Here is a 26,710-nt window from a genome sequence, read left to right as displayed (position 1 = left end):
GTAATCTGATTAATCAATAAAAGATTATCTAATGAATAGCAACTCCCGATATTTCGGCAAAGTCCACATCTGGTCGTCTACTATCAGTTCCAATTTATCAATGTGGTAACGGATCTGTTCCAACATCGGAGCGATGGTATCATGATAGGCGATAGCCTTTTCACGCTCGTCGGCAATCTTATTGGCCACCTTTCGGGCAGCCACCATTGCATCTACATGCTCCTTGATATAAGAAGTATGCTCGGCTATCTTCTTGATAAGAGCGATGTTTTCGGCAGACAGGCTGGCAGCCTCTTCTTCACAGAACAGCCCTTTCATTTTGAATACATTATCTATCAGTTTGCTCTGGTACTCAGTAGCAACCGGAACGATGTGGTTCATGACCAGATCACCCAACACACGGGCTTCAATCTGAATCTTCTTGGTATAGGTTTCCCATTTCACCTCGTTACGGGCTTCCAGCTCCTTGCGGGTCATGACGCCGGTCGACTCGAACATACGGATGCTTTCCGGTTTCAGATAATTGTCGAAGATAACCGGGCAACTGGTTTCGCAATCCAGTCCGCGGCGGGCAGCTTCTTCTTTCCATTCATCGCTATAACCGTTGCCGTCGAAACGGATAGGCTTACATTCTTTGATATATTTACGCAATACCTGTACGATGGCAGAAATATTAGGTTCTCCCTTTTCAATCAGTGCATCCACTTCTGTTTTGAAGATAACCAACTGTTCGGCTACTGCTGTATTCAGGGCAATCATAGCGCTGGCGCAGTTGGCTTCCGAACCCACCGCACGGAACTCGAAACGGTTGCCGGTGAAGGCGAACGGCGAAGTACGGTTACGGTCGGTATTGTCAATCAGCAGTTCCGGAATCTGCGGAATATCCAGTTTCAGCCCGTGTTTGCCACCCAAAGACACCAGATCATCACTTGTACTTTCCTCCATGTGGTCGAGCACCTTACTCAGTTGGTCGCCCAAGAAAGAAGAAATAATGGCAGGAGGTGCTTCGTTGGCTCCCAGACGATGAGCATTGGTGGCACTCATGATGGAAGCCTTCAGCAGTCCGTTGTGACGGTAGACAGCCATCAGGGTGTTGACAATGAAGATAATGAAACGCAGGTTCTCTTCAGCGGTCTTGCCCGGAGCCATCAGCAGGACTCCCGTATCGGTACCCAATGACCAGTTGTTGTGTTTACCGGAACCGTTCACTCCCTTGAAAGGTTTCTCGTGCAACAGCACACGGAAACCGTGGTTGCGGGCGATTTTCCGCATCAATGACATGATAAGCATGTTATGGTCGACTGCCAGGTTACATTCCTCGAAGATAGGCGCCAGTTCGAACTGGTTCGGAGCCACTTCATTATGACGGGTCTTCACCGGAATACCCAGTTCCAAAGCCTGGATTTCCAAATCCTTCATGAAAGCAGCCACACGGCTCGGAATGGCTCCGAAATAATGATCTTCCAGTTGCTGGTTCTTGGAAGCCTCGTGTCCCATCAATGTGCGTCCGGTGAGCAACAAGTCTGGACGGGCGGCATACAATCCTTCGTCTACCAGGAAATATTCCTGTTCCCATCCCAGATAAGCCATTACCTTCTTCACATCCGGATCGAAATAATGGCAGACATCTACAGCTGCCTTATTGACCGCACTCAGGGCTTTCAGCAATGGAGCTTTATAGTCCAGAGACTCACCGGTATAAGCGATGAATACAGTCGGGATGCACAATGTGTCATCTACGACAAAGACCGGAGAAGAAGGGTCCCATGCACTATAACCACGAGCCTCGAAAGTATTTCGAATACCACCATTCGGGAAAGAAGAAGCATCCGGTTCCTGTTGTACCAGCAGTTTTCCGGAAAATTCTTCCATCATTCCACCTTTTCCGTCATGTTCTACAAAAGCATCGTGCTTTTCGGCGGTACCTTCCGTCAGCGGCTGAAACCAGTGTGTATAATGTGTAACCCCCAATTCGCTGGCCCAACGTTTCATACCGGCTGCTACTTCATCAGCAATGTCCCGGTCCATCGGAGCTCCATTGTCCATAGCATCCACCAGACGGGCGTAAACGGTACTGGGCAGATACTTGAACATCTTTTCACGGTTGAACACGTATTTACCAAAATATTCACTCGGTCGGCAATCAGGAACAGCCACTGGCTGCGGCTTGGCCTGAAACGCCTTCTCAACGACACTGAATCTTAAACTTGTCATCATGTTTCAATCTTTTCGTTAGTTGTTATTCATATTTGTTATTTATCTTTTATTGCTCCGGAAAGACCGTTGAGCCTTTCCGGTATCAATTATCGGTTATAAGCGGATTCTCCATGTTCATAGATATCCAATCCTTCTTCTTCCACCCGTTTATCTACCCGGATACCAACCAGTCTGTCGGTTACCTTAAACAGCAGATAAGTCATAACCGCACTGAATACAATGGAAATCAAGGTAGCTACAAGCTGTACACCCAACTGATGCCAATCACCGTAAAGAGCTCCCTTCACTCCTCCTTCACCAGTGATGAACTGAGTGGCAAAGACACCCGTCAGGATAGAACCAATGATACCGCCTACTCCATGTACACCGAAAGCATCGAGGGTATCATCGTATTTGAATTTAGGTTTGATAACAGCCACCATGTAAAAACAAACAATCGGGGTTATCAGTCCGATGAAAAAGGCTCCCAGGATATCGGTACTTCCAGCTGCCGGTGTAATAGCTACCAATCCTGATACAGCACCAGTACAGGCACCTACCGTAGTCGGTTTCTTGTTATAAATCCAGTCAATAGCCATCCAAGTAAGTGCAGCCACACAAGTAGCCAGGTGTGTCACCAGAAAAGCGTTGGCGGCAATACCGTCGGCACAGAGGCCACTTCCGGCATTGAAACCGAACCATCCCAGCCACAGAAAGGCAGTTCCCATGAAGACGAAAGTAATGTTATGCGGAGCCATAGGATGTCCGATCTTATAATCACGCCGTCTCCCTATCAGGACAGCCATAACCAAAGCTGCGATACCGGCATTGATGTGCACCACTGTTCCACCGGCAAAATCGATAGCTCCCATCTGCTGGAGAAATCCTCCTCCCCATACCCAGTGTGCCATCGGCATGTAAACCAGAATGCTCCAGAGTACTGTAAACACCAGGAAACCAGCAAACTTGATACGCTCGGCAAAAGCTCCCAAAATCAGGGCCGGCGTAATGATGGCAAACATACACTGGAAAAGAACAAACACCAGTTCCGGTATGTTACCTGTAGTCAGGGTCGATGTAGTAATTCCCTGTAGAAAAAGTTTATCGAAACCTCCGATGAAATGTCTCCAGATACTGTCTGTATTCATCAGACTGCTGCCAAAGACAAAACTGTAACCGAATGCTATCCAGAGTATACTGACCGCTCCTACTATCAGCAGACTCTGCATGATAATGCTCAAAACATTTTTCTGTCTGACCAATCCACCATAAAACAAGGCAATACCCGGAATAGTCATCAATAGGACGAGCAGGGTGGCTACAATTATCCAAGCCGTGTTCCCTGAATCTAGTATCATAGTTGTATCCATATCCATTCGTTTTAGTTGTAAATGTTTTGTATAGTAGCTTATAAAATTCTTATTTCTCCTGTTCGGCATTGTAAAGAGCAATATCCCCCCGTTCACCGGTACGGATTCGGATAGAGTCTTCCACCGGAATCACAAAAATACGTCCATCACCGATTTCACCTGTACGCGCAGCTTTCATGACGGCCTGTATGGTCTTCTCCACATTCTTATCACGCACCACAATGGAAATCAGGATCCGTTCAATAGAACTGGTATCATACACAACCCCACGGTAGATACGCCCTTCACGTGTTTTACCTACACCTCTTACATCGTAATACGAGAACCATTCAATGTCGGCTGCCAGTAAGGCCTCCTTTACATCTTCGAACTTGGTTCTACGGATAATTGCTTCAATCTTTTTCATACCTTGTATTGTATTTGTTCATGTATTTGCTCGTTTATTTCTATCTCTTATAAGGGTCAGAAACTGATACCACCTACAAAATAGGCGCCTTCCGTAGCCGGGTTCCAGGTGAATTTGGCAAACAGCGGCAACGAGAACGAATCGGTAATGCCGATTTCTTTCGATACACCGACACTAATGTCACAAACCTCAAAGCCAGACGCTCCCCCATTATAGAAAGTGTTCGCCCAAGGTGTAGCACCTATCCCTGCTGTCCAGTCCAGCCCGCCCAGTTTGAAGGGCGCAACTACTGAAAGATAAGATGAATAGGCACGGTCGCCATCCTTATTCACGCCATCGTTTCCGGCAAAATTCGTATACCAGTTCAATGCCAGCAGACCAAAATCATAACCTACCTGCACTTCGAACACATGGCTTGTATTTGTGCTTCCGTAGTGGAAGTAACCGGGACCAGAATTAAACCAGTAATCAGTTACCGAAACACTGAAACCTTTGTGTGCATAACCAAAAGTCAGGTCGAATTCTTTGGTATCTTCTTTTTCAAAACCTACAGAACCCCATCCAGACAAAGAGAATCCACGATAGGATATCGATGCGGAAGGCTGGATACTTACATTTCCCAAATCCTGTCCACGCCAAATATATCCCGATACAAGATCTGCACCTACCGATGCTTCTACTTTACCCTGGGCCTGTACCCCTACCGGTACCGCTGCGGCTAACACCAACAGCCATGCACCTGTCTTTACCTTTCTATCCATTTGCTTTTACCGTTTTAGTTAAACATTGCATAGCGTGTCTTATCCGGATTCATTCACACTTTTCTTTGTATTGCAGCACTCGTCAGTTGTATTGCATACTACCCTTGAAAACTTTCTTTTTGAAAACCTATTTAATTGTATTGTTGTTATTTTGTTTTTGTTTGATGCAAAGTTATAGCTTTTTGAAATGATACAAATAAAAATGCTTTCTTTTTCCTAGAAAAAATTACACACAATATCAATCTGAAACAAATCAACGGATTTTACTTTCCAATCGAAAGAAAAGAAAATCGATTTTCAACGATGTTTAAGTAATCAAAAAACGAGAGAAAAAGAACTGGATTCGGAAGAATTTCATTATTTTTGTAAGAAAGTCAAACTTTTTCAAAAACCGTTTGTTTATAAAGTACAGAAGCAAACATTTTAAAAAATGAAGCAGACATTTTAGTATCACTTTAAAAAACAATCACTATGAATCACCCGATGCCTTCACTTCCCTACGCTGCGGAAGCACTTGCCCCACACATGAGCAAAGAAACTATTGATTTCCATTATGGGAAACACCTGCAAACTTACGTAGACAACCTGAACAAGTTGATTCCGGGAACTCCGTATGAAAAGATGAGTCTGGAACAGATTATCCGCAAGGCTGATGGCCCTGTCTTCAACAATGCCGCACAGACCTGGAACCATACTTTCTTTTTCCAGACTCTGACCCCGCAACCGACCGCTGTACCGGAGAAACTGGCTGAACTCCTGACACGCGATTTCGGCTCGGTAGATGCCTTCAAAGAGGCATTCACCAAGGCTGCATTGGGACTCTTCGGATCCGGATGGGTATGGCTGGTATCCGACAAGCAGCACAAGCTGTCCATTGTCAGTACGCCGAACGCCGGGAATCCGCTCACCCAAGGATTAAAGCCGATATTGGTCATCGATGTATGGGAACATGCCTATTATATTGACTACCGCAACCGCCGTGCGGCTTTCATCGAAGCTTTCTGGAACCTGGTAGACTGGGAAAAAGTGGCTGAACGCTGCGTAATGAAACGCTACGAATGTACAGCCTGCGATTACATCTACGACCCGGAAACCGGTTCACCGGAAACAGGTATCGCCCCGGGAACTCCGTTTGAAGAAATTCCGGACGACTGGACCTGCCCTATCTGCGGATTGTACAAGGACGCGTTCCGACCCATGGAATAACCAGGTGACCAGGTAATGGAGAACAGGCGACCAGATTCTCACGATTACCGATTCAACTGTTTATATAGAAAGACGGTGGATTGAATGAGGTACCAGTTACCCCTCTTCACTCCACCGTCTTTTTCATGAATAAAAAATCCGAATATCCAGTAGCTAGTCCTCGGAAGTTTCCTGATTCTCCTGCATCTTCCGCTCTACAAAACGGATTTTCAGGTTCGCTTCGTTCTGTTCCTTTTTGATTTCCTCCATACCGGAGAGAACCTTAGCCAGTTCCACCAGCTCCACTACCGCCTTCACGTCATTCGGCTGCATCACTGTACGGTAAGTCCGGTCTCCCAGGAAGGTCAGTTGGATATTCTTCTTGTCCTGATTGGCCAGGATGAAGTTCACTACGCCACCGTCGTTTTCTACCTTATAATCGGCCTTTTCGATGGCACGTCCCAAATCGGTCGTTTCGTAACTGTCGTTCGATACAGGAGTTTCCGCATACGTATCGCCCACACTTACCCGGACAGCCGTATGATGGAGATTTCCTCCGGCACAATAGATGGACGTCAACGACATTTCTCCCAGTTCATTGACCTGAGCCCGCAGGAACGAACGTCCGATGTTCTTCTCCACCACCTGAGTCGGATAGAAATAATTGCCGATTTCCTGGTAAGCGGTATCCTTTTCGAGGACAAAGCGAGTCTTCAGGCTATCCAGAGCCGCCTGTTTCACCGCCATCATGCTATCCAGATACACCAGACTCTTCTGCTGTTCCTCCAGATCCACCCGCTGCATCAGCCGGATTCCCTCTTTCCGGGCATCGAATGCCTTCGGATAGAAGGTACGTATACTGTCAATCTGTAGTTTAGCCAGGTTATAGTCGCCGGCTTCAAACGAGGCATTGGCGCGTTCCAACAATCCGGCAGCTTTCTGTTTATCGCCGTTGCAGGCAGTGAGCAGTCCCGCCAACGACAGTACAATCCATCCTGTTTTCTTCATGTCTTTCTTCTATCTTTTTGTCAATGAGGCAAAAATACAACATATTCCGGAAACGTTGACACGATTGGCCCGAAATCTTCGGCATCTTCCACCTCCAGACCACCGTAGAATACACTTTTTTTCGTACCTTTGCACTCCGATTTCGAACAAATACAACAACCATGAATTTGAAAGAGCACTTTACTGACAAGATTTTCCAGCAGATTTCAGCCACAGCCGACGAGCTGGGCCTGGAATGCTACGCGGTAGGTGGCTATGTACGCGATATATTCCTGAACCGCCCGTCGAAAGACATCGATGTGGTAGTTGTAGGAAGCGGCATAGAAATAGCGCAGGCATTGGGAAAGAAGCTGGGACGTGGAGCACATGTAGCAGTTTTCAAGAATTTCGGGACCGCCCAGGTGAAATACCACGACATAGAAGTGGAATTCGTAGGTGCCCGTAAAGAATCATATAGCCACGACAGCCGCAAGCCGGTAGTAGAAGACGGTACCCTGGAAGACGACCAAAACCGCCGGGACTTTACCATCAATGCCCTGGCCGTCTGCCTTAACAGCCAACGGTTCGGCGAACTGGTAGACCCGTTCGGCGGACTGGACGACCTGAAGGAACGGACTATCCGTACACCGCTCGACCCGGACATCACCTTCAGCGACGACCCGCTCCGCATGATGCGCTGCATCCGCTTCGCCACCCAGTTGAACTTCTACATCGAAGACAGTACCTTCGAGGCGTTGGAACGCAACCGTGAACGTATCAAAATCATTTCACGCGAACGCATTGCCGACGAGCTGAACAAGATACTGCTCTCGCCTGTCCCGTCGAAAGGATTCGTCGACCTGGACCGTTGCGGACTGCTGGCCCTCATCTTCCCGGAACTGGTAGCCCTGCAAGGCGTAGAGGTACGGAACGGACGGGGACACAAGGACAACTTCTACCATACCCTGGAAGTAGTGGACAACATCTCGCGGGTGACAGACAACCTTTGGCTCCGTTGGGCAACCCTGCTGCATGACATCGGCAAACCGCGCACCAAACGCTGGGAACCGCGTGCCGGATGGACCTTCCACAACCACAACTACATCGGCGAGAAAATGGTACCGGACATCTTCCGAAAAATGAAACTGCCGATGAACGAAAAGATGAAATACGTGCAGAAGCTGGTAGGACTCCACATGCGTCCCATCGTCATTGCCGACGAGGAAGTAACCGACTCGGCTGTCCGCCGCCTGCTTTTCGAGGCCGGCGATGACATCGACGACCTGATGATGCTCTGCGAGGCCGACATCACTTCGAAGAACGAAGCCCGCAAGCAACGTTTTCTCGACAACTTCAAACTGGTACGCCAGAAGCTGAAAGACCTGGAGGAGAAAGACCGCATCCGTAATTTCCAGCCACCGGTAGACGGTACCGAAATCATGCATGTGTTCAACCTGCAGCCCTGTCAGGAAATCGGCCGACTGAAGGCTTCCATCAAGGACGCGATTCTGGACGGCATTATTCCGAACGAGCACGATGCCGCCTTCAGCTACATGCTGGAAAAGGCAGAAAAGATGGGCTTGAAACCGGTAAATTTACCGGCCGAGAAATCCGGAGAACAGCCATAAAAGAAATATTCGAATTTCCAAAATAAAAAAGCAATATAAATAAGACTTTCCCGTTTATCCGCTCCAAAAAGCGTATAGACGGGATTTTCTTTTCCAAAGTCTCCCAATTTAGACAGAATACGCACCCCGCATATTTTTCAGATTCATTCTTTTTCCTATCTTTGTTTCGCTTTTCAGGGTAACTCACAAGTTTCAAAAGGGAATGCCGCGCGATTCGGCAACAGTACCCGCTGCTGTGATTCTTGACGAACCCCGGACGATGTCCAGACAGCCACTGCCGGCACGGCGCCGGTGGGAAGGTACGACCGAGGGGAGAGATCAGTCAGAAGACCTGCCGAGAAAAGCAGAAGCATTTTTTAATACATTCATTTAATCATTCTCAACCATGAACGTAGAAGACATCTGCATCATCAAACGTGACGGAAAGCGGGAAAACTTTTCGGCCCACAAGATTTCGAACGCCATCGGCAAAGCCTTTACCGCGACAGGACTCAACGACCAGGAAGCATTGATTGACGAAATTACCCGGCGGGTCATCAACCATTTCCAGGAACCGACCATCGGGGTGGAAGCCATCCAGGACCTGGTAGAAACGGAACTGATGAAGGTACAGCCGGAAGTAGCCAAGAAATACATCATCTACCGCCAATGGAGAAATACGGAACGCGACCGGAAGACCCAAATCAAACACATCATGGACGGCATCGTGGCCATCGACAAGAACGATGTCAACCTGAGCAATGCCAACATGTCCAGCCACACACCGGCCGGACAGATGATGACCTTCGCCTCGGAAGTCACCAAGGACTATACCTATAAATACCTGCTGCCCAAACCGTATGCCGAAGCACACCAGTTGGGCGACATCCACATCCACGACCTGGATTACTATCCGACCAAAACGACAACCTGCATCCAGTACGATCTGGACGACCTGTTCGAACGCGGTTTCCATACCAAAAACGGTAGCATCCGTACACCACAGTCCATCCAGAGTTACGCTACCCTGGCCACCATCATCTTCCAGACCAACCAGAACGAACAGCACGGCGGTCAGGCTATCCCGGCTTTCGACTTCTTCATGGCAAAAGGCGTGCTGAAAACGTATCAGAAGGCGGTAGCCTCTACCCTCTCCTTCTACCTGGAGATGAAGGGAGGAACCCTGAACGAAAAAGAAGCACTGGAACTGGTCCGCCAGCAACTGCATACCATTCTTCCGGACGCACAGGTCATCGCTGCCCTGCAGGAAGCCCTGCAGAGCAGACACTGCGACATCAGCGAAACAGAACTGACGCATATCCTGGACAAAGCCTACCAGCAGACCCGGAAAGATACTCATCAGGCCATGGAAGGATTCATCCATAACCTGAACACCATGCATTCCCGTGGAGGTAATCAGGTGGTATTCAGCTCCATCAATTACGGAACCGACACCTCGGCCGAAGGACGCATGGTCATCGAAGAACTGCTGAATGCCACCATTGAAGGCCTGGGTACCCGTGGAGAAGTGCCGGTTTTCCCGATACAGATTTTCAAGATTAAAGACGGCGTCTCCTATTCCGAGGCCGATTACCGACGGGCCATGGAAGACTTCGAAGCGGCCATGGATGGAAAAGTCACGTTCGAAGCTCCGAACTTCGACCTGTTCCTGAAAGCCTGCCGCACCACTGCCAAGGCACTCTTCCCGAACTTCATGTTCCTGGACACCCCGTTCAACAAGCACGAGGCGTGGCGGGCAGACGACCCCAAACGCTACCGCTACGAACTGGCAACCATGGGCTGCCGCACCCGTGTATTCGAAAACCTGAACGGCGAAAAGACCTCGCTGGGCAGAGGAAACCTGTCGTTCACGACCATGAACCTGACTCGCCTGGCCATCGAAGCCCGCCGGAAAGCAGAACAGCTGCTGAATGAGGGACAAACCACCGACGTGGAAAGTACCGCCCGCAGCCTGTTCCTGGAATCGGTACACCGGATGGCTTCCTTCATAGCCGAACAGCTTTACGCACGCTATCAGTACCAGCGGACAGCACTCGCCCGCCAGTTCCCGTTCATGATGGGTAACGATGTCTGGAAAGGAGGCGGCAAGCTCAATCCGAACGATGAAGTGGGCGACGTCTTGAACCAAGGAACCCTGGGTATCGGCTTCATAGGCGGACACAACGCCATGGTAGCCCTGTACGGACAGGGTCACGGCCATAACCAGAAGGCCTGGCAGACACTGTACGATGCCGTACTGGAAATGAACAAGGTAGCCGATGAATATAAGGCCAAATATCACCTGAACTATTCCATCCTGGCTACTCCGGCCGAAGGACTTTCCGGACGCTTCACCAAGATAGACCAGAAAAAATACGGTATCATCCCGGGCGTGAACGACAGAGACTATTACGTCAACTCGTTCCATGTAGACGTAAAGGAACCGATTACCATCGTCGAGAAAATCAAGTGCGAGGCTCCCTTCCATGCCCTGACCCGCGGCGGGCACATCACCTACGTGGAACTGGACGGAGAAGCCAAGAAGAACATCAAGGCCATCGCCAAGATTGTCAAGGTAATGCACGATGAGGGTATCGGCTACGGTTCCATCAACCATCCGGTAGATACCTGCCACAACTGCGGCTACAAGGGAGTCATCTACGACAAATGTCCTATCTGCCGGAGCGAAAACATCCTGCGTATGCGCCGTATCACCGGTTACCTGACCGGAGACCTGAGCAGTTGGAACTCGGCCAAACGCGCCGAAGAGCACGACCGTGTAAAGCACGGATAATCCACACCTGGAGGGAGCATGTTACATTATTTATATACTTATCCTGAAACCATTGTCGACGGTGAGGGCATCCGCTATTCCATCTATCTGGCCGGATGCGCCCACCGTTGCAAAGGGTGCCACAACCCGGAATCCTGGAATCCGCAAGCCGGCAAACCGCTGACCGACGAGGAATTGACCGGCATGATTCGGGAAATCAACGGCAATCCCCTGCTGGACGGAGTCACTTTTTCCGGCGGAGACCCTTTCTACAATCCCCAGGAGTTCGGCCGTGTGCTGAAGCGCATCCAGGAAGAGACCGGGCAGAACATCTGGTGCTATACCGGATATACCTACGAGGAACTGCTTGCCGACCCGCTTCGGAAACCGCTGCTGGCATTCATCGACGTACTGGTGGACGGACGTTTCGACGAGACCCTCTATTCCCCCCATCTTTCCTTCCGGGGAAGCAGCAACCAGCGCATCATCCCCCTCAAATAGGCCTTCTGCAAGGCCTATTTTTTATGTTACATGACATAAATCAAGAAAACACGGGTTTTCTGCAGAAACTTTTCTCCGGCTATTGCAGGGATTGAAAAAAGAAATACCTTTGCAGTGTGGTTGTGAAATCACATAGCAATAACGTAAACAAAACTAGATAACTAAGGTATTAGATTTAAGGTATTAGATTAAAAAGTTAGGTATTAGATTTAAGGTAAAAAGCAATTTTAGTTTAGGTATTAGGTTAATTAATAGGTAAAGTTTAGGTATTAGTAAAAAGGTTAAAGATTTCAGGATTTAGGTTGAAATAGGTTTTAGGTAAATTGCTTTTAAGGAAAAAGGATAACAGACACAATGACTAGATGTTTAGACGCAAGAACCCTTCAATGGGGGTTCTTTAGGCGGCCGGCGGTGTTCAGATGAACAGCGCTTTTTTTATGCCCGTTCCGCTCATCGGAAAAACAAACGTTCGTTCAATTTAATCCATCCGTTCGTTTTCAGTAAAACGTCCGTTCGTCTGCGCTGAAACACGGGTTCGTTTTTCCGCTGAAGTTTCTTGGGCCTTTCGCTCCGCCATTCACCGGAATTTTCACCGTCCCGAAAGGCTGGCGGTAAAAACCGGAAGAAAAAACGGCATCAAGCGGGAATTGGTCCACTAAAATAGTGGATATATGGAAAAAAGTTACCATCTTTGTCTCGTGAACAATACGGAAAACAATGGAAATAATCTTTGATAAGGAGTATTTGCGCCAGCTGTATGAGGAAGGAAAAACGACGGACAAAAAACATCGCTTCCAGCCCCACATCATAGCGCGCTACCAGCTACGTATCAAAGTACTGGAGCAAGCCGGAAATATAGAGGAACTTTATGCTATCCACTCTCTTCATTACGAAGTATTGAAAGGAGACAAAGCGGGTATCTCCTCTATCCGGGTGAATGACCAGTACCGCATCGAGTTCACAGTAAAACAAATCTCACAGGAAACGGTAGTGACCATCTGTAACATTTTGGAATTGTCGAATCATTATAAATAAAACAATCATGGGAAAATACATCTGCCAACGCCCCATACATCCGGGTGAACTGCTGAAAGAAGAGACTGAAGAACGTAAGCTCTCACAGCGAAAGCTGGCTGAGCAGATGGGCATCTCCTACAAGGTGCTGAACGACATCCTCAACTGCCGCCGGCCGGTTACGACACAGACAGCCATGCTATTCGAAGCTGCGTTGGGAATCAGTGCCTCGCTGCTGATGCGGATGCAGCTCGACTGTAACATGCAGCAGGCCGCCTCCGACCCCACTTTCATGGAACGCCTGAAACAGGTACGTAAGTACGCCGCCAAGCTGTAGGCTGAAACAAGCTGAAAAAGAATCGTCCCGCCCCGCTCCCATGAACAGGAGCCAGGCGGGACGATTTGTTTTATCCCCTTGGGAACTACTTACAGACCAAGTAGTTCAAGAACTTATCTTGCGTTTTCGGGCGGACTGCCGCCGAACGGAGAATCAATCTACCGCTGCGGGATATCTACCGAATCCTCCTGCTTGCCTTTCAGGTATTTCGAGAAGAAATCCACCATGCGCCAGTAGAAATACTCATCCATATTGCCAAACGCATGACGCTGACCCGGCAAGATCAACATCTCGAAACGCTTGTTGGCCTGAATCAGGGCATTCACCACCCGGATGGTATTACCCGGATGCACGTTGTTGTCAATATCCCCGTGTACCAGCATAAGGTGTCCCTTCAACTGCTTCACAATTTCCGGATTCGTGGCAATCTTGTAGGCGAAGATGGTATCGCCCTTCTCGGTAATTTCCTCTTTCACCCCGTGATGCGTCTCACTCCACCAGCGGTTATAAATCCGGTTGTCATGGTTTCCGGCACACGATACGGCTGCTTTGTAGAAATCCGGGTACTGACAGATAGCTGCTGTTGACATGAATCCACCTCCGGAATGTCCGTGAATCCCTACACGGTTAATATCGATAAACTTATACCGTGCAGCCAGTTGCTCTACAGCAGCCTTATGGTCGGCCAACGGATAGTCGCGCATGTTTCCGTAACCATAGTTGTGATACCACTTCGAACGGCTCGGATGTCCACCCCGTTGTCCTACGGAAATCACGATGAAACCGGCCTGGGCCAGACGGTCGGTACGAACACTCATGCGGGTAAACGGATAATACACCGCTTCCACCTGCGGGCCCGGATATACATAGTCGATAATCGGATAAACCTTGGTAGAATCGAAATTGAAAGGCTTGTACATTACGCCATACAAGTCGGTCACTCCATCGGCCGCCTTTACGGTAAAGAGTTCCGGGAACTGATAGCCCGCAGCTTTCAGTACCGAGAAATCACTCTCCTGCAAGCTCATCACCTTGTTCCCGTTGCGGTCAATCACATCGGTACAGGGAACCGTATTCACCCGTGAATAGTTGTCCACGATGAAACGGGCCTCATCGTCCACTTCTACCTGATGGAAGAAATCGCCGGCGGTCAGACGTTTCAGACCGCTTCCATCAGCATTCACCTTATACAGATGTTCGTAATACGGATTCTCTCCCGCTTCACGACCGTTGGCGGTGAAATAAATGGTGCGGGTAGCTTCGTCTACCTTCACCACCTGCTCCACGTGCCACGGTCCTTTGGTAATGCGGTTCTTCAGGTTTCCTTTATCATCATACAGATACAGGTGTGCCCAACCGTCACGCTCACTCCACTGGATAAATTCCTTGCCTTCGTTGAATACCTGAATCGGGCGGGTTTCCTGGTAGGTATTCATCCGTTCCTCCACAATCGGTACGATGGAATCCTGACCGACCGTATAGGTACAGACATCGATGCGATGCAGGTCACGGCTGCTGCGGGTTACATAGAAACGGTTATTGTCTCCCTGCCAGATAGCGGGCACCAGCTCCTGGTCACGCTGTTTCTGTTCCCAAGGACGATAAGACAAATCCAACGTCTGGTTCTTCCAGGCAGCCGTACGGATTTCTTTCCGTGTATTGGAAGTCATGTCAAACAAGTAAAGATGGTCTTCCGGAGCCTCCATCTCACCCGGCATCTGATACTTGTAGGTTTCCAAGGTAGGACGCGGTTCGGCGATGGAATTGATAACCCAAAGCGGTTTGACGGCCCTGTTATCCGAAACGATAGTCACAAAATATTTCGAGTCGGGCGACCAGCATCCCCACACGCCCCGGCGTTTACCGTTGCACAAGGTATCGGTATTCAGGATGCTGTAAGGAATTCCGTAACCGAAATCGGGAGTACCGTCAGTAGTCAGCTGTGTCTCGACAATGGTACTGTCCTTCTCGTCCTTCTGTGCCTTGCGGTAATTCTCGATGCTCATGCGATACAGGTTGCAGTCCTTGGCATAGACCACACTCTTTCCGTCCGGCGATACAGATGCCCATTCCAGCCGTTTCGGCTCTTCCTCCGCATCCTTCAGGTGCGTCAATTTACGGGTTTGGAGATCGTAAGAGAAATAGAACACTTCCTTTTTCTTCTCGTCCTTCTTCTTATCATCGTCTTTCTTCGGTTTGGCATCGCGACTGGAAGTCACTTCGAAAGTAAAGGTACGTCCGTCTTCCTTTACTTTCAGGTTGGTGATAGGCAGATGACGGGCCTCAAACGGGTCCTGCACGATTTCGGTCAGCTGGGCAGCCAGTTCATCGCGGTCAAAAAGCGGAGTCTTGCTGCGGGCAGCAGGGTCTACCACATACCAGAACTTCCCTTCACTCGTCTTGTATTCAAACCAGAAACGGGTGCCCTGCTGAAACCAGTGCGGGTCTACGGTGGTAGAAAACAGCATGTTCTTCAGCTTGGCCCCTGTAAACTTCTCGGCCTGCAGGTATTCAGGCAGTCTCTCCTGTGCCTGTCCCGGCATGGCCTGTAAACAGATTGCGCCTAACAAAAAGGCGGCTAACAACATTTTTCTCATGATGTGTGCTACTTTAATAATTTTTTGTTACAAAGATAGCAAACTTCCGAGAAAAGTTGTCGGCCGCCCTTCAGAAAGTATCTAAGGAAATAAAATCCGCTAGAACAGGAACCTCAAGACATCGTTGAAATTCGCCCAGATAAGCAAGGCAAAGAGCAGGAACATACCCACCATCTGCGCATACTCCAGGAACTTGTCACTCGGTTTGCGCCGGGCAATGATTTCATACAGCAGGAACAGCACGTGTCCACCGTCCAGCGCAGGAATCGGCAGGATGTTCATGAATGCCAGGATGATGGACAGGAAAGCCGTCATCGACCAGAAACGGGGCCAGTCCCACACTTTCGGGAAAATACTGCCGATGGTTCCGAAACCACCCACGCTCTTGGCACCTTCCTTCGTAAAGACATACTTCATGTCGTTCACATATCCCTTCAAGGTATTGACACCGAGGGTCACACCGGCCGGGAAGGAAGAAAAGAAACCGTAGGTCAGTACCGTCGGCTTATAGTCCAGGTGCATTTCCGCGCCCACCTTGAAGCTGGAATTGGTCTGTACCTGTACCGTATCGCGTATACCGCCACGGGCATAAACCAGACTGAAAGTCGCATTCGGTTGCTTTTCCAGTTCAGCCTTCGCCTGCAAGGTACCCAGTTCATTGACAAAATCATTCCAGGAGTTCACTGCCGCTCCGTTGACTGCCAGCAGCGTATCGCCAGCCATAATACCGGCTTTGGCAAATCCTCCGTCCGCCCATACCGAGTCTACGACATTCGGATAAAGGATATCCACAAACGGAGGGTCCTCTTTCGCGATGTCCAACAGGCTGACCTCCGGCATCAGTATCTTCTCCTCCTGTCCGTTACGCAGCACCGTCACTTCGCGGGCCTCTACCAGACTACGGAGCATATCGACGTTGAAACGTTCCAGCGGCTCGCCGTCGGCAGCCTTCAGGATATCCCCGTCGCGGAATCCAATCTGCTTGGCCGTTTCGTTGAACTTCATACCGTAAGTCATGTCCTTCAGGGCGATGTAGGAATCTCCCCAGGTATAAAGAATCATGGAATAGATGAAAAGTGCCAGCAGGAAGTTCATCAGCACTCCGCCTATCATGACCAGCAGACGCTGCCACGCCGGTTTGGAGCGGAATTCCCACGGCTGCGCGGGTTGCTTCATCTGTTCGGTATCCATCGACTCATCTATCATTCCCGCAATCTTACAGTAACCGCCCAACGGCAGCCACCCCACACCGTATTCCGTATCGCTGTTCTTCGGCTTGTACTTGAACAGCGAGAACCAAGGGTCAAAAAAGATATAGAACTTCTCTACACGTATCTTGAAAAGGCGCGCAAAGAAAAAGTGTCCTCCTTCATGAACGATGACCAGCAGCGAAAGGCTGAGAATCAGTTGAAGGGCACGAATCAAAAATGTTTCCATTTACAATCTACTTCTGTGTTAATAATTAATTTTCATTCTGTCAATAAGTTCTGTTAATCACCATTTCGGCTGCCACACGCCGGGTCAAGGCATCTGTCTCTACATAGTCCTCGTAGGTCGGCGTCTGAATGAAAGTCACCCGTTCCATGGTCTTTTCGATGACATCGCTCATACCCAAGAAAGAAATCTGGTCCTTCAGGAAAGAGGCCACCACCACTTCGTTGGCCGCATTCACGATACAAGGCATGTTTCCTCCACGGTGCAAGGCCTCGTATGCCAGAGCCAGGTTCCGGAACCGCCGGGTATCGGGTGCCTCGAATGTAAGCGTATTGCATTTCATGAAATCCAGACGTTCGCCGGAAAGCGGTTCACGTTTCGGATAAGAGAACGCGTACTGGATAGGCAGACGCATGTCGGGTACTCCCAGCTGGGCTTTCACTGCACCGTCTACGTATTCCACCATGGAGTGTACCACCGACTGCGGGTGTACCACCACTTCAATCTGTTCCGGACGCACGCCGAACAACCATTTGGCTTCAATCACCTCGAATCCCTTGTTCATCATCGAAGCCGAATCGATGGTAATCTTGGCCCCCATGCTCCAGTTGGGATGTTTCAACGCCTGCTCCTTGGTAACCGTCTGCAACTGTTCCAACGAGAACGTACGGAACGGTCCTCCCGAAGCGGTCAGGATAATCTTATGTACCGGATTGTTCAATTCCAGGCATTGAAAAATAGCCGAATGTTCCGAATCGACCGGCAGAATAGGCACCCGGTATTGGGCAGCCAGGGCATTGACCAGCTCGCCGGCCACCACCATGGTTTCCTTGTTGGCCAGCGCAATGACCTTTCCTGCCTTGATGGCATTCATGGTCGGACGCAGACCGGCATACCCTACCATTGCTGTCAGGACGATATCTATCGGACCGGATTCCACAATCTGTGCCAGCGCATCGGCACCGGCATAGACTTTAATCGGTAAATCCGATAACGCTTCTTTCAGCTGCAGATACTTGTCCGGATTGGCGATAACCACCGCTTCCGGCCGGAACTGACGGGCCTGTTCTATCAGCAGGTCCACTTTATTGTTGGCAGTCAACGCATAAGCCTCATACAAGTCGGGATGTTCGGCAATCACCTTCAGCGCCTGTGTCCCGATGGAGCCCGTTGAACCTAAAATAGCTATCTGTTTCTTCATAATTATTAGAATACAATGTATTTTTCCGGATTGATGGGAGTCCCCTGATGCCACAATTCAAAATGCAGGTGAGGCTGTTCCCCTTCCGGATTACCTTCCACCTTGTTTTCCACCAGTGCGATGACCTCCCCGCCCTTTACTTCGTCGCCTTCCTTCTTCAGCAACGAACCGCAATGCTTGTATACGGTAATGAAATTACGTGCGTGCTGTAACTGGATAACATACCCCGCTTCGGCCGTATAGGCGGCCAGAATCACGGTTCCGTCCAGGGCAGCGAGTACATTCTCGTTCGGTGCCGCCACCAGGTCGGTCCCGAAATGTTTCTGCATCGGCTGGAAACCGGTAGTCATCACCCCACGTACCGGACGGTAGAATATCAGTCCGGCCGCATCGTGGTTTTCGTTGACAGAGCGCAGGTTGTAGCGTTCCTTCTCTTCGTATTGCTGCCGGAACTTCTCTTCTTCTTCCGAGCGTTCCATCAGCTCCTCCACACGGACGTCGGTCAGCGAATCGATGGACTGCACAGTATCTGCCTTCACCTTTCCGCTGATGATGTCCTGGATATTCATCAGATACAGCTGCTGACGGGCAAGGGCCTGCTGCAGGGAGTCGGCCCGCAAGGCATTCTCCACGACCTGCCGGCGCACTTCGCTGTTCATGTATCCCGGCAGATAGTTCCGCAAAGGAGTGAACATGATGATGAACGCGGCAATGAGGAAGATGACCGTACACGCAGCCAGCAAGACCGAAATACCGTTCAGTTTAGACACATGAATCCCCACCACTTCTTCCAAAGTGTTCTCGTTCAAAACAATCAGCTTGTACTTGAACTTGATGTTGTGCCAGAAGGCTTTCCTTCCTCTCCGTTTCATAAATCAGTGCCGACTTCGTTAATCCTCCAGCAGTCCGTCGGGTATTTCTACCGTCAGAAGCTTCTTTTTCTTGTCGAGTCCCCGGATAAACTCCTCGTGGGCCGGCAGCAAGATTTCCCGGCCGTCCCGTTCGATGACAAACAGTACATTTACCGTCGAATCGTCCACATGCGTGATTTCGCCCAGATTTCCATGCGCGATATCTTCCACCTGGAAGCCTACAAAGAAATTCCACGAGGAAATACCATCTTCTTCCTCCAGATACTTGCTGGGGAAGTACACTTCCACGTTAGAAAACCTGCGGGCACGTTCGGCCGTATCAATACCTTCAAACTTCACCAGGGCCACATTGTCCGAACGGAAACGGTACTCCTCGATGAAGAAAGGTACCAGAATCCCGTCAAGCAACAGGATGAGGTAATCACAGTCCACACGGTCGAACACATCGTCCGTGAAAGTAAAACCAATTTCCCCCTTCACCCCGTGAGGTTTGTTGAGGACTCCTATCTTAAATACTTCTTCTTTTCTTATCATATTATAACCGGCTCTATTCAATACGGGTGATACGTGCTCCCAGCGCGGTAAGACGCTGTTCGATGTTCTGGTAACCACGGTCTATCTGCTCGATGTTGTGGATACGGCTTACACCCGTAGCGCCCAGTGCGGCAATCAGCAGGGCGATACCGGCACGGATATCCGGCGATGACATGTTTCCGCCCCGCAGACAGAAGTTACGGTCATGACCGATGACGACAGCCCGGTGCGGGTCGCACAAGATAATCTGTGCCCCCATATCAATCAGCTTGTCGACAAAGAACAGACGGCTTTCGAACATCTTCTGATGAATCAGCACACTGCCCTTGGCCTGGGTAGCCACAACCAGCATCACGCTCAGCAGGTCCGGAGTCAGTCCCGGCCACGGCGCATCGGCGATGGTCATGATGGAACCGTCGATGAACGATTCAATCTGGTAATGCTCCTGAGCCGGAATGTAGATATCGTCACCACGTTGCTCCAGCCGGATACCCAAACGCCGGAAGCTGTCGGGGATAATGCCCAGATTCTGATAAGACACATTTTTGATGGTCAGTTCGCTGCCCGTCATGGCTGCCATGCCGATAAAGCTTCCTACCTCAATCATATCCGGTAATACATGATGCTGACAACCGTTCAGGCTTTCCACCCCTTCGATGGTCAGCAGATTGGAAGCGATACCGGAAATCCGGGCTCCCATGCGGTTCAGCATCCGGCAAAGCTGCTGGACGTATGGCTCACAAGCCGCATTATAGATGGTGGTGGTTCCTTCGGCCAATACCGCTGCCATGATGATGTTGGCTGTACCGGTGACCGAAGCCTCATCCAGCAGCATGTCCGCTCCCTTCAGATGTTCCGCCACGATGCGGTATACCTTCCTGTCCGCATCGTATTCGAAGTCAGCCCCCAGTTTCTGGATACCCAGAAAATGCGTATCAAGACGGCGGCGGCCTATCTTGTCACCGCCCGGCTTGGATATGAGTGCCTGTCCGAAACGGGCAATCAACGGACCGACCAGCATGACCGACCCGCGCAGCTTCGAGCAGCGCTGCAGGAAATCATCGCTTTCCAGGTAAGCCAGATTCACGAAATCGGCCTGGAACGTATAGGTTTCAATATCCGTCTTCGATACCTTTACTCCCATATCGCGGAGCAGCTGAATCAGATTGTTCACATCCAGAATATCGGGGATATTGCTGATAGTCACCTCTTCCGAAGTCAATAATGTGGCACAAAGCACTTCCAGTACTTCATTCTTGGCACCCTGCGGAATAATCTCGCCATGCAGTTTATGCCCACCCTCTATTACAAATGAAGCCATAATGTCACGTTTATCGGGTTAGAATTTTCTTCGCTGATTATTATTGTTATTGTTCATCTGGCGACGCCGCGGAATAAAGGTACGCGGTTCCACCAGTTTCAAATCCTCCGGTGTCAACTTAATCTTGCCACCTGAGAGTTCATACAAATCATCCAGAATCTTCTGGTCTTCCACACCGTCCTTGTTCCAGTTCAGGTAATCCTTCTTCATGTGGTTGGCAATCATGGAAATCAGCTGTTTCCGTTCCTCACCTTCCGGATAATCCACAGCCACCTGAATCATATCCTGAATAAAACGTCCGTAATGACGGTAGTGAATGTTATTCTGTGAATAAGGAATGCAATCCGGCTTCACTTCCAGGCTCTCCTTCTTGACCACTTCCACCGGGTAATCAATATCCAGCTTGAAATCGGCCATAATAGCCAGATGGTCCCATAACTTATGGTTGAAGTCCTCAACATCACGTAAATGCGGGAACATGCCCCCCATGATGTTCACAATGGTATTGGCGCAACGCTGGCGTTCCTCACGGTCCTCGATAGTCAAGGCGTGGTCCACCATATTCTGTACACTGCGTCCATATTCGGGAAGCGGTAATCTCCGCTGTTGGGTATTATACTCCATACTTTTATTTTAACTTTTAGCTATTCAATCAGTCTATAACAGTTTCTTGGGTACCGAAGCAACGAATTCCTTCAGGTAGAAAGGCTCAAAGTAAGCCACATCCTTGAAATCTTCTTTTGCCATCGCCTTCTCGGCCAGCGGGAACATCCACTTGGCCAGCGGATAAATGTCTTCAATGAAGTGCGCATTCGGATGTGTCAACTTCTCGCGGCATTTGGCAGCTCCGTTACCGAAGAAATACACCGGATGAGCGTCCAGGAACTCGGCATACGAATTTTCATCGATGATATCGGCGGCCGTTTCACGTTTCACGCGCAGGGCACGGTCGTAAACGGCGGCGTACACCTCCATACGGCGGGCATCAATCATCGGACAGAGCAACGCATCGTCCGGCAAATCCTGATGCAGCAGCACCGGTACACACATCACCTCCAGTGTGGGTAACCCAATCAAGGGGATATTACGTCCGTAACAGATTCCCTTCGCCATGGAAACCCCGATACGCAGCCCCGTATAGGAGCCCGGCCCGCAGCTGACGGCTACCGCATCCAGCGGAATGGCATGATTATCCGCAAATGACAACGCTTCGTCTACATACACGCCCAATACCGTAGCGTGCGAAGGACCCTTGAAATCTTCTTTTGAAAAAATGGAAGCACCGTCCTGACTGACAGAAACGGAACAGACTTCCGTAGATGTTTCGATATGTAAAATGCAAGACATAATTACGCTTATATAGATAGTTTGCAAATATACACTTTTATTTGTACTCCATTTCCATATTTTCTTTACTTTTGCAAAAAAATACATTTAGTTATGATACAGTCTATGACCGGATACGGCAAAGCAACCGCCTCATTCGGAGATAAAAAAATCAATGTCGAAATCAAGTCTTTAAATAGTAAGGCGATGGACCTGTCTACCCGCATCGCCCCCCTGTACCGGGAAAAGGAAATGGAAATACGTAACCTTATCGCCCAGACCCTGGAACGCGGGAAAGTAGATTTCAGCCTGTGGGTAGAAAAGGATGCCGCCGAAACAGCGACTCCCATCAACGCCGCACTGGTAGAAAACTACTACAACCAGATTAAAACAATTTCCGAGACCTACCACATCCCGGTACCGCAGGACTGGTTCGCTACCCTGCTGCGGATGCCCGATGTACTGACCCGTGTAGACGTACAGGAACTTTCCGAAGAAGAATGGACCGTGGTCCGTCAGGCTGTCAGCGAAGCCCTGCAGCATCTGGTAGATTTCCGCAAACAGGAAGGACAGGCTCTCGAAAAGAAGTTTACAGAAAAGATTGACAACATCGAGCGCCTGTTGCAAAGCATCGAGGTCTACGAGAAAGAACGTGTCACCAGAATCCGTGAACGCATCACCGACGCACTGGAGAAAACCATCAGCGTAGACTACGACAAGAACCGGCTGGAACAGGAACTCATCTATTACATCGAAAAGCTGGACATCAACGAAGAGAAACAGCGTCTGGCCAATCACCTGCGCTATTTCCGCGAAACGATGGCAGGCGGACACGGACAAGGCAAGAAGCTGGGATTCATCGCCCAGGAAATGGGACGGGAAATCAATACCACCGGCAGCAAGTCGAACCACGCCGAAATGCAGAACATCGTGGTACAGATGAAAGACGAACTGGAACAAATCAAAGAGCAGGTGCTCAATGTCATGTAAAAACAACTTCATCCATAAACGAACCTTATGACTGGAAAACTGATTATCTTCTCAGCCCCTTCAGGCTCCGGGAAATCCACCATCATCAACTACCTGTTGACCCAGAACCTGAACCTGGCTTTCTCCATTTCGGCCACCAGCCGTCCGCCGAGAGGAACCGAACAGAACGGAGTGGAATATTTCTTCCTGACTCCGGAAGAATTCAAACAACGCATCGCCGACAACGAGTTTCTGGAATACGAAGAAGTCTACAAGGACCGCTTCTACGGCACCCTGAAATCGCAGGTGGAGAAACAGCTCGCCGACGGACAGAATGTAGTATTCGACGTAGACGTGGTAGGCGGATGCAACATCAAGCAATATTACGGTGAACGTGCCTTGTCGGTATTCATCCAGCCGCCTTCGGTAGAAGAACTGCGCAAACGCCTGAACGGACGTGGCACAGACTCGCCGGAAGTCATTGAAAGCCGCATCGCAAAGGCCGAATTCGAACTGGGCTACGCCCCGCGGTTCGATGTCGTCATCGTCAACGATGACCTTGACAAAGCCAAGGCCGAGGCCCTGAAAGTAATCACCGAATTCCTGAACCGATAACAGAAACATCCCTTATGGTGAAAGACCCGAAAAAAGTAATCCGTATGCTGCTGGTCCTGTGCATCGTCATCGGACTGGCAGCCGTAGCGGTTGGTGTAGTGGCTGTCTATAAAGAAGAATACATCATTGCGGCAGGTATGCTGTTCGTTGCCATCTGGCAGGTCATCAATTTCTATAAATGGAAGAAACTCGTATAAAGACCGGTATCTTCGGAGGCTCCTTCAATCCGATTCACCTGGGCCATCTGGCCCTGGCCAATTACCTGTGTGAGTACGGCGAGGTGGACGAAGTATGGTTTCTCGTCTCACCGCTGAATCCCTTCAAGGTCCATCAGGACCTGCTGAAAGACGAGCTCCGCCTGCAACTGGTACAGGCTGCGGTAGAAGGATATCCACGCTTCAAGGCCTCCGACTTCGAGTTCCACCTGCCCCGGCCTTCGTATACCATCCATACGCTCGACAAGCTGGCCCGTCAATATCCCGACCGGGATTTCTACCTGATTATCGGAGCCGACAACTGGGCGGCCTTCGACCGTTGGAAATCGCCGGAGGAGATTCTGCAAAAACATTACGTACTGATTTATCCGCGTCCGGGGTACGACCTGGGAGCACTCACCCTACCGCCCCGCGTCAAGGCCGTGCATACCCCCCTGCTGGAAATCAGCTCCACCTTTATCCGTACCGCCATCCGCGAAGGGAAAGACATGCGTTACTTCCTTCATCCGGAAGTAGACCGCCTCATCAAGGAGCTCCACCTCTACCGGAAATGACCGCTACGGCTTTTCCGGTCCGCAGTGGAGTATCACCAGGACGACCTCGCTGGGGGTAAACAAACGGATATCCTTCCGCGATGTACCCAATCCGTTACTGATAATTACCGGTATACCCTGACTGTTGTGTTTCAGTCCGGTGAGGAAACGGCTCCCGTATTTGGAAAAATTACCTGCCGGTGTCCATCGTTTGAACAGACTTACCTGTCCGCCGTGGGTATGTCCCGCCAAAGCCAAATCCGTATGCGAGATGTCCACATCTTCTACATAATCGGGAGTGTGCGTCACCATCACGACAAAATCTTCCGGTTTCAAGGCCAAGGTAGGCGACACACCGTTCCGCTTCAAATCGAACGGGTTCCGGATGCCGCAGATTTCGATGAACCGGTTTCCCTTCCAAAGCGTATCCACCCGATGTTCCAACAGCTTTACGCCACTATCCTTCATGGCTTTCCGTGCCAGACTATCCGCTTCTCCCCGCTCGTGGTTACCCATCACGGCATACGTTCCGTAAGGCGTTGAGACCTGCTGCAAAGCCTTGAAAAGCTCTTCTACATCACCCCCTTCGCGTCCCCGATAGTCACCACCCAAAATCAGGACATCGGCATCTACCGACTGAAGGGCACGCACGAGGTTCGGCAAGCGCTTGGCAGTAAACCGGCTCTCGTAATGGAAATCGGTAGCAAAGGCTATCCGGAAGCTGTCAAAGGTCTCCGGAAGCTGCTCACTGTAAATATCATACTGTTTGATACGTCCTATTCCTTTATACTTGGAAAAGGAAGCCGTGGCACACGAACCAAGCAATACGGCCGACAATACTGCTCCAGTCAATGCCATTCCTATTCGTTTGAACATAAGCGATTGTTTGGGGATGCCTTTTGTCCCCCCGGGATTCCGGATGAACAAAAGATTTTCTCATATATTGACTTTATCTCTTCAGCCCGAAAATAAGCAAAAAGCGTTACCTTTGCCACGACAAAACAAAGTATTCATAACATGAAACAGAATCCTACTCCCAATTCTTTCAAGGCATGGGTACTGGCTGCCCGACCCAAGACATTGACAGCCGCTTCCGTACCTGTACTGATAGGAGGCGCACTGGCCTACATCTACGGTCATCTGCAGGCTACCCCATTCCTGCTCTGCCTGCTCTTCGCCTACCTGATGCAGATAGATGCCAACTTCATCAACGACCTGTACGATTTCCTGAAAGGAACCGACCGCGAAGACCGGCTAGGTCCCGAACGGGCCTGCGCCCAAGGCTGGATAACTGTTCCCGCCATGAAGAAGGGAATCCTGATAACCACCCTGCTGGCGGCCTGCTGCGGCCTGTGCCTGTTGATATACAGCGGTTGGGAAATGATTCCGGTGGGTCTGGCCTGCATTCTTTTCGCCTTCCTCTATACCGCCGGACCTTACCCGCTGGCTTATCATGGCTGGGGCGATGTACTGGTACTTGTCTTTTTCGGGTTTGTACCGGTAGGCTGCACCTACTACGTCATGGGGCACGGTTGGAATACGGCTGTCACCATGGGTTCCCTGGCCTGCGGACTCACCATTGACACCCTGCTGATGGTCAACAATTTCCGCGACCGTGACCAGGACCGCCAGAGCGGGAAGAAAACACTGGTTGTCCGCCTGGGAGCCAAAGCCGGACTCATCCTGTATTTCCTGTTGGGGCTTGTTGCCTGCTGGTGCTGCTTTTATTTCATCGGCCTGGGTAAACCCCTGGCCGCCATCCTTCCACAGATTTACCTGTTACCGCATATCCTGACGACCATGAAAATGGCGCGTATCCATCAGGGCAAAGCCCTGAACGCGATATTGGGTGAAACCTCGCGGAACATCCTTATTTTCGGAATGCTGTTAACAATAGGGCTGGCGCTGTAAGCGTTTTCCGCTTACAAGGCCAGCCCCCGTCGGACTTCCTGTTTC

At 50.0% G+C, this 26,710-nt stretch carries 25 protein-coding genes and 1 riboswitch; of the genes, 11 read left to right on the top strand and 14 right to left on the bottom strand.

From position 1 onward, the window contains the following. Positions 1 to 24: 24 nt before the first annotated feature. From C510_RS0107345 to C510_RS0107330, 4 genes are all read right to left on the bottom strand, one after another. Complete coding sequence (locus C510_RS0107345; protein WP_026320141.1) at positions 25 to 2,214, bottom strand: glutamine synthetase III family protein; 2,190 nt, start codon at positions 2,212 to 2,214, stop codon at positions 25 to 27. A gap of 89 nt (positions 2,215 to 2,303) precedes the next feature. Further along, positions 2,304 to 3,566 carry an ammonium transporter gene (locus C510_RS0107340; RefSeq protein ID WP_025892310.1) on the bottom strand — a complete coding sequence of 421 codons (1,263 nt, stop codon included), beginning with the start codon at positions 3,564 to 3,566 and terminating at the stop codon, positions 2,304 to 2,306. A 49-nt stretch (positions 3,567 to 3,615) separates the two neighbouring features. Further along, on the bottom strand, positions 3,616 to 3,972 hold the full coding sequence (locus C510_RS0107335; protein WP_018710694.1) for a P-II family nitrogen regulator: 357 nt from the start codon (positions 3,970 to 3,972) through the stop codon (positions 3,616 to 3,618). Between the two features lie 56 nt (positions 3,973 to 4,028). Next, positions 4,029 to 4,733 carry a hypothetical protein gene (locus C510_RS0107330; protein ID WP_018710693.1) on the bottom strand — a complete coding sequence of 235 codons (705 nt, stop codon included), beginning with the start codon at positions 4,731 to 4,733 and terminating at the stop codon, positions 4,029 to 4,031. 471 nt (positions 4,734 to 5,204) lie between these two features. On the opposite strand from C510_RS0107330, the gene rd reads away from it, so the two are divergent. Then, positions 5,205 to 5,939: a rubredoxin gene (gene rd, locus C510_RS0107325; RefSeq protein WP_025892309.1), complete on the top strand. Its 735-nt coding sequence runs from the start codon at positions 5,205 to 5,207 to the stop codon at positions 5,937 to 5,939. A gap of 153 nt (positions 5,940 to 6,092) precedes the next feature. Here the strand turns inward: rd and C510_RS0107320 are convergent, their stop codons facing one another. Beyond that, entirely contained in the window at positions 6,093 to 6,926 is an 834-nt protein-coding gene (locus C510_RS0107320; RefSeq protein WP_018710691.1) for an outer membrane protein assembly factor BamD, read from the bottom strand. Positions 6,927 to 7,087: 161 nt separating this feature from the next. On the opposite strand from C510_RS0107320, the gene C510_RS0107315 reads away from it, so the two are divergent. The 5 genes from C510_RS0107315 to C510_RS0107295 all read left to right on the top strand — a co-directional run bounded on the left by C510_RS0107315 (position 7,088) and on the right by C510_RS0107295 (position 13,137). Further along, complete coding sequence (locus tag C510_RS0107315) at positions 7,088 to 8,533, top strand: CCA tRNA nucleotidyltransferase (RefSeq protein ID WP_018710690.1); 1,446 nt, start codon at positions 7,088 to 7,090, stop codon at positions 8,531 to 8,533. 159 nt (positions 8,534 to 8,692) lie between these two features. After that, a riboswitch (cobalamin riboswitch) is annotated at positions 8,693 to 8,886 on the top strand. Positions 8,887 to 8,918: 32 nt separating this feature from the next. Next, a complete protein-coding gene (locus C510_RS0107310; protein ID WP_018710689.1) occupies positions 8,919 to 11,306 on the top strand; it encodes an anaerobic ribonucleoside triphosphate reductase in 2,388 nt (795 codons plus the stop codon). Between the two features lie 18 nt (positions 11,307 to 11,324). Next, positions 11,325 to 11,786 (top strand): anaerobic ribonucleoside-triphosphate reductase activating protein, encoded by a 462-nt coding sequence (gene nrdG / locus C510_RS0107305; protein WP_018710688.1) that lies wholly within the window; start codon positions 11,325 to 11,327, stop codon positions 11,784 to 11,786. A 717-nt stretch (positions 11,787 to 12,503) separates the two neighbouring features. Further along, the gene (locus C510_RS0107300) at positions 12,504 to 12,821 is read left to right on the top strand and encodes a type II toxin-antitoxin system RelE/ParE family toxin (protein ID WP_018710687.1); all 318 of its coding nucleotides are present in this window, start codon (positions 12,504 to 12,506) and stop codon (positions 12,819 to 12,821) included. Between the two features lie 7 nt (positions 12,822 to 12,828). Next, entirely contained in the window at positions 12,829 to 13,137 is a 309-nt protein-coding gene (locus tag C510_RS0107295; protein WP_018710686.1) for a HigA family addiction module antitoxin, read from the top strand. A gap of 158 nt (positions 13,138 to 13,295) precedes the next feature. Here the strand turns inward: C510_RS0107295 and C510_RS0107290 are convergent, their stop codons facing one another. The 8 genes from C510_RS0107290 to tsaB form a co-directional block, all read right to left on the bottom strand. Beyond that, positions 13,296 to 15,734 (bottom strand): S9 family peptidase, encoded by a 2,439-nt coding sequence (locus tag C510_RS0107290; RefSeq protein WP_025892307.1) that lies wholly within the window; start codon positions 15,732 to 15,734, stop codon positions 13,296 to 13,298. Positions 15,735 to 15,833: 99 nt separating this feature from the next. Next, complete coding sequence (gene rseP / locus C510_RS0107285; RefSeq protein WP_018710684.1) at positions 15,834 to 17,171, bottom strand: RIP metalloprotease RseP; 1,338 nt, start codon at positions 17,169 to 17,171, stop codon at positions 15,834 to 15,836. Between the two features lie 40 nt (positions 17,172 to 17,211). Beyond that, positions 17,212 to 18,369, bottom strand: a complete 1,158-nt coding sequence (locus C510_RS0107280; RefSeq protein ID WP_018710683.1) for a 1-deoxy-D-xylulose-5-phosphate reductoisomerase — start codon at positions 18,367 to 18,369, stop codon at positions 17,212 to 17,214. A gap of 5 nt (positions 18,370 to 18,374) precedes the next feature. Continuing rightward, positions 18,375 to 19,241, bottom strand: a complete 867-nt coding sequence (locus C510_RS0107275; protein ID WP_018710682.1) for a M23 family metallopeptidase — start codon at positions 19,239 to 19,241, stop codon at positions 18,375 to 18,377. Positions 19,242 to 19,259: 18 nt separating this feature from the next. Then, complete coding sequence (gene rimM, locus C510_RS0107270) at positions 19,260 to 19,775, bottom strand: ribosome maturation factor RimM (RefSeq protein WP_018710681.1); 516 nt, start codon at positions 19,773 to 19,775, stop codon at positions 19,260 to 19,262. Between the two features lie 13 nt (positions 19,776 to 19,788). Further along, complete coding sequence (gene murA, locus C510_RS0107265) at positions 19,789 to 21,096, bottom strand: UDP-N-acetylglucosamine 1-carboxyvinyltransferase (RefSeq protein ID WP_018710680.1); 1,308 nt, start codon at positions 21,094 to 21,096, stop codon at positions 19,789 to 19,791. 18 nt (positions 21,097 to 21,114) lie between these two features. Continuing rightward, positions 21,115 to 21,720 (bottom strand): DUF4290 domain-containing protein, encoded by a 606-nt coding sequence (locus C510_RS0107260; protein WP_018710679.1) that lies wholly within the window; start codon positions 21,718 to 21,720, stop codon positions 21,115 to 21,117. A 33-nt stretch (positions 21,721 to 21,753) separates the two neighbouring features. Beyond that, entirely contained in the window at positions 21,754 to 22,443 is a 690-nt protein-coding gene (gene tsaB / locus C510_RS0107255) for a tRNA (adenosine(37)-N6)-threonylcarbamoyltransferase complex dimerization subunit type 1 TsaB (RefSeq protein WP_018710678.1), read from the bottom strand. Positions 22,444 to 22,536: 93 nt separating this feature from the next. Here tsaB and C510_RS0107250 point away from each other — a divergent pair, with 93 nt between their 5' ends. From C510_RS0107250 to nadD, 4 genes are read left to right on the top strand one after another with little or no spacing between them, the layout of a single operon-like run. Next, on the top strand, positions 22,537 to 23,412 hold the full coding sequence (locus C510_RS0107250; protein WP_022339959.1) for a YicC/YloC family endoribonuclease: 876 nt from the start codon (positions 22,537 to 22,539) through the stop codon (positions 23,410 to 23,412). A gap of 27 nt (positions 23,413 to 23,439) precedes the next feature. Next, complete coding sequence (gene gmk / locus C510_RS0107245; protein ID WP_018710676.1) at positions 23,440 to 24,006, top strand: guanylate kinase; 567 nt, start codon at positions 23,440 to 23,442, stop codon at positions 24,004 to 24,006. A gap of 14 nt (positions 24,007 to 24,020) precedes the next feature. Next, complete coding sequence (locus C510_RS0107240; RefSeq protein ID WP_018710675.1) at positions 24,021 to 24,203, top strand: hypothetical protein; 183 nt, start codon at positions 24,021 to 24,023, stop codon at positions 24,201 to 24,203. Beyond that, positions 24,185 to 24,775: a nicotinate (nicotinamide) nucleotide adenylyltransferase gene (gene nadD, locus C510_RS0107235; RefSeq protein ID WP_018710674.1), complete on the top strand. Its 591-nt coding sequence runs from the start codon at positions 24,185 to 24,187 to the stop codon at positions 24,773 to 24,775. The genes C510_RS0107240 and nadD overlap by 19 nt, the downstream gene beginning before the upstream one ends. Positions 24,776 to 24,778: 3 nt before the next feature. On the opposite strand, the gene C510_RS0107230 is transcribed toward nadD, so the two are convergent. Further along, positions 24,779 to 25,630, bottom strand: a complete 852-nt coding sequence (locus C510_RS0107230) for a metallophosphoesterase (protein WP_018710673.1) — start codon at positions 25,628 to 25,630, stop codon at positions 24,779 to 24,781. A gap of 141 nt (positions 25,631 to 25,771) precedes the next feature. Here C510_RS0107230 and C510_RS0107225 point away from each other — a divergent pair, with 141 nt between their 5' ends. After that, complete coding sequence (locus C510_RS0107225; RefSeq protein ID WP_018710672.1) at positions 25,772 to 26,665, top strand: 1,4-dihydroxy-2-naphthoate polyprenyltransferase; 894 nt, start codon at positions 25,772 to 25,774, stop codon at positions 26,663 to 26,665. Positions 26,666 to 26,710: the final 45 nt, after the last annotated feature.

It is taken from the genome of Phocaeicola barnesiae DSM 18169 = JCM 13652 (genome assembly GCF_000374585.1).
In the GTDB taxonomy this organism is placed as follows: Bacteria; Bacteroidota; Bacteroidia; order Bacteroidales; family Bacteroidaceae; genus Phocaeicola; species Phocaeicola barnesiae.
The sequence above is the reverse complement of the archived record's forward strand: the minus strand, read 5'-3'. Positions and strand labels throughout refer to the sequence as shown.